At 58.9% G+C, this 4,526-nt stretch carries 4 protein-coding genes; 3 read left to right on the forward strand and 1 reads right to left on the reverse strand.

Annotation, left to right across the window (positions count from 1 at the left end; all coding sequences use genetic code 11):
* The 3 genes from ABX749_RS23235 to ABX749_RS23245 all read left to right on the forward strand — a co-directional run.
* Positions 1–973: MFS transporter (locus ABX749_RS23235; protein ID WP_372898092.1), on the forward strand; the 973-nt coding region annotated here is incomplete at its 5' end.
* Between the two features lie 112 nt (positions 974–1,085).
* Complete coding sequence (locus ABX749_RS23240; protein WP_372898093.1) at positions 1,086–2,168, forward strand: dipeptidase; 1,083 nt, start codon at positions 1,086–1,088, stop codon at positions 2,166–2,168.
* A gap of 245 nt (positions 2,169–2,413) precedes the next feature.
* Positions 2,414–3,268: a hypothetical protein gene (locus ABX749_RS23245; RefSeq protein WP_372898094.1), complete on the forward strand. Its 855-nt coding sequence runs from the start codon at positions 2,414–2,416 to the stop codon at positions 3,266–3,268.
* 145 nt (positions 3,269–3,413) lie between these two features.
* Here ABX749_RS23245 and ABX749_RS23250 read toward each other — a convergent pair whose 3' ends face one another.
* Positions 3,414–4,325: a hypothetical protein gene (locus tag ABX749_RS23250; RefSeq protein WP_372898095.1), complete on the reverse strand. Its 912-nt coding sequence runs from the start codon at positions 4,323–4,325 to the stop codon at positions 3,414–3,416.
* Positions 4,326–4,526: the final 201 nt, after the last annotated feature.

Here is a 4,526-nt window from a genome sequence, read left to right on the forward strand (position 1 = left end):
GACCAGCAGTGGCGTGATCCGAAATTGGTTTCACTTTCGCGCCCGCGCCCAGGCCAGTTCCTTCGTCTCGATCGGCGGGCGACTCGGCGGAACGCTGGCCCCGTTCCTGACCACGTTTCTGGTTTACCAGCTTAGCAGCTGGCGCTACGTGCTGTCTCTGTATTGCGTCGTCGGGTTGATCGTCGCAGTCGCCTATTACGTGATCGTTCGAAACCGGCCGGAGGAGCACGCGGGGGTCAATGATGCGGAACTGGAACTGATCGGCCGCGCGGATCAAACGGCCGCCGAAACGGCCGCGGCGACAACAAACCTACGTGACATCGGACCGATGATGCTGGCGATCATCCAAAGTCGCTCGCTGTGGCTCAATTCGCTGGCCCAGTTCTGTTTGGTGTTCGGGTGGGCGTTCTTGATCACGTGGCTGCCGACGTTCCTGAAAGAAGAACGCGGCGTCGAAGCGTTGCTCGGTTCGCTGATGGTCACCGGGGTGCTGGCGATCGCCATTCCCGGCCAGCTGATCGGCGGCTGGCTGGGCAATCACGCCGTCGTGCGTTTGGGTCACCGTTGGGGCCGGATCGCACCGCTGGCGGTAACGTGTTGTCTGGCCGGATTTGCCTACCTCGGCTGTTTGAGCTACCAATCGGTCTGGTGGGTGGTGGCGTGCTGCGCGATGGTGTCGCTGATGACCGACATCGGCAACCCGACGGTCTGGGCGTTCATGCAAGATGTGGGCGGACGAAACACCGCCGCCGTGTTCGGCTGGGGGAACATGTGGGGCAACTTCGGCGCCGCGGCCAGTTCGATCGTGGTGCCGCGGTTGATGACACTCGGCGAAGCGTCCGGCAGCGGCGAAACCTACGTGTTCGTGACCTGCGCCGGCATGTATTTTCTGGCCGCGATCGCCGTGCTCGGGACCGATGCGACTCGGCAGGTCCGCCGATCGGATTCCGAAGCGACCCCATCGGAACCTTAGCCACAGTGTTTTGTCACTCAGCGGGTTTGTCACTCAGCGGTTTTGTAATTTCCGCGTTGAACCTTCGAACCTCCCTTTCACCTCTCCCTCCCCTGCTCTGCCCGGACGAACGATGAACTTGATCTTTGACGCCCACCTCGATCTCAGCATGAACGCGATCGAATGGAATCGGGACCTGCGTCGACCGGTGTCTGAAATCCGAGACGCCGAACGGAATTTGCCGCCGCTGATGAAGGGGCAAGGGGCCGGCGTGGTTTCGCTCAGCGACATGCGCCGCGGCGGTATCGGACTCTGTGTCGCCACCCAGATCGCCGGCTGCATGAAACCTCGCTCGTTCGTCGCCAACTGGGAATCACCGTCGCAGGCTTGGGCGATGACTCAGGGGCAACTCGCCTGGTACCGAGAGATGGAAGAACAGAACGAGATGTTTCAAATCCGGGATCTTCAAGGTTTGGAAAGCCATCTCAAACGCTGGGCCGATCCGACCGCCGCGGCCAAAGCCAACGCCCCGATCGGGTACATTTTGTCCCTGGAAGGCGCCGATTCAATCGTCACACTGGATCATTTGGACCGTGCTTGGGAGTACGGTTTGCGGGCGCTGGGGCCATCGCACTACGGGATCGGCCGCTATTCGATGGGGCACGACGTCGAAGGAGGTCTGCCGCACGAGGGCCGCGAATTGATTCGCCGAATGGACCAGTTGGGCATCATCCTCGACGCCACGCACCTCAACGACACCTGCTTTTGGGAAGCCCTGGATCTGTTCGGCGGGTCGATTTGGGCCAGCCATCAGATGTGCCGCGCCTTGGTCGACGATCCGCGGCAGTTCAGCGACGATCAAATCAAAGCGGTGATCGATCGCGGCGGCGTGCTGGGAGCAGCGTTTGACGTCTGGATGGTCGTGCCCGGATTCGTGCGGGGCCAATCTCATCCCAAGGACATGAACATCACACTCGAAGACATCGCCAACCACATCGACCACATTTGCCAATTGGCCGGCAACGCCAATCACTGTGGGTTGGGCAGTGACTTGGACGGGGGCTTTGGAAACGAACAATGCCCCCGCGATGTCGATACGATTGCCGACCTGCAGAAACTCGAAAGCCTGCTGGCCGGCCGAGGCTACAGCGAATCGGATCGTGCCGCGATCTTCCACGGCAACTTTGTCCGCGTGCTTCGCCAAGCCTGGGGTTAGGGTCTCGTGCAACGGCCATTTCGGAAAGATGTTTTAGACGCACTGGAAAATCTTTTTCCAGAGCATTGCGAGGACCGTGACTGATTGTGAGGTGTGTTCCGGCATTCGACTCCAAAAGATGCCTTTTCTTGCATTTTCTATCACGCCCCATCGAATTGGCCCAATGCTTGCGTTAGCGGAGAGAGCAATGAGCTGAGTTGTTCGAAGCTCAATCCCCTTCTCCCCTTCCCATGAGACGTTGAGCAATGAAGATGACCCTTGCGTTCGCTGCTTTGGTGGCTGGTTTTGGTGTTTTGGCAGGCAATTCCGGTGCCGACGAACCGGCTGTCAAGCAAGCCGATCGACCGACGATTCGAGACGAACGTCCCGAAAACTTGCGTGGCTGGGTGATCGTGTCCAACAGTGCCTACTGGCCGCTCTGCTACGAGGCATTGGAGAATCTGACGGAGGTGCGCAATCAAGCCGCTTCGACAGACAGCGCGGCGCTGGCCGAGTCGCTCGACAAGTGCTCCGCATGGCTCAATCTGGCCGCGTCCGCTGCCATGGTCCGTGAGGAATCGAGAATCATGACGATCGCCGACACGATCGACGAAGTGTCGGTCTGTCTGCAAGAAAACGAAACGCCGCCGACCCCGCGAGAGATCGAAGTGCTGGCAACGATGGGCGAACTGGCAGTCGCCAAGTCGCACCTGATTCGTGCCACCAACGACCACGCACAGCGTAAAACGTCACAGTACCAGCCCAACAGGAAACCGGTTTCCGCAGAACTGGCCGCAGACGAAAAAGAGATTCGATCGGCCCGGGTCGAACGCGACCGTGACCAGTACCGCTACGACGTCGGACAATCACTCCGGCACCTGACCGTCGCCCAAGTCTACCTGCGTGCCGTCGCCGAACAAGGCGAAATCGAACTCGGTGAACTCGCATCCGAAACGGTGGCCCCGCTCCAAGGTCAGGAAACTGGCGGAGCGTTGGTGACCAAAGACATGGAGATCAACCTGCTGGCCGAGAAACTGATGAAAGCCATCGACGCCGCACAGACTCGCCTGGCAACGGAACTGAAATGGCAATCCAAGGCCGTCGCATCGAGCGAAAACTGAGCGGACGTCGTGAAGTAGTGCTGAGCGAAAGGCCTCCGTGGCAGTCTTAACTGCCTCGAACAAACGATCGGATTGCGTCGCGATTGATTTCCGACGCAATCCGATCGTGTTTTATTGACCGACCAACGGATTCGTTTCAAACGGCTTAGAATGGGGCGACGTCATCGTCGCGGTCACCGGATGTTGGCACTCCGGCAAGTTGGGCCAGTTCTTCAAACATCTGACTCACCGCTTCGCTCGACGGCTCGTCGGCGGTGGCGATGAAGTAATCCGGTTGGATCCCGAGCTGCGTTTTGATGACCGTCGCGATTTCGGGATCGGCATCCATCAACGTCGCCGCCATCTCAAAGTCTCGGTCGTCCAACATCTGGTCGGCGAGACTTTCCAACAAGCTGAACCAGTGCTGCAGATCACCATCGCCGTCGGGGGTGTATCGCAAGTACGCTTCAATCTCCTCGGGTGTCAGCCCCTCCCGGAGACACTTTTCCTGGTAGGCCGCGGTGATCAGTTCCTGCCAACTCTGTTCGTCCTCCTCCCCTTCTTCACCGCCGTCATCGTATTCGTCGTCATACTCGTCGTCATCGTCCTCCAAATCCAGCTCGTCCTCGTCGAGCGTGTACTCCATCTCCGACGCGTCCATCCGTTCCAAGTCGCGTTCGATTTCGAGATAGGAAAGGACGTTTCGATAGACGGCGTAGAACGATGCTTTTTCCAGCGCGCTCCATTTCTCGGGATCGCCGGATCCGTTCAAGGCACAGCGGGAAACCGAAAGCAATAAACTCAGTTGCTGTTGCCAATGCAATTCATCAAACAAGGTGACGCCGAAGGACCAGATCGACACGTAGTCCTCGCTCCCGTCAAACAGCGCCTCGCGGAAAACATCCAGCATCACTCCGAGCGACTCGCGATACAACGCCGCATGCGTGCCGGTCAACTGATGCGATTCATTGGGGTCAAAAATCACCTTGTCTCTCCACGGGGAGGCGATGGGGACGCGACATCCACGCCACGTGAACGCAACGACGACGAACCATTCATTGCATCGTTTCGCGACCATTTCCCCCATTCAGTACACGCCTAATCTGGCGTTCGCGCCAACGGCCGTCTACACGACACACACCAATTTATCCCATTCTCCCCTCTTTACCGCCCCACCACCCAGGGTCTGTCCCCATTCACCAGGGTCTGTCCCCATTCACCAGGGTCTGTCCCCATTCACCAGGGTCTGTCCCCATTCACCAGGGTCTGTCCCCATTCA

Source organism: Stieleria sp., from assembly GCF_041595215.1.
GTDB lineage: Bacteria > Planctomycetota > Planctomycetia > Pirellulales > Pirellulaceae > Stieleria > Stieleria magnilauensis.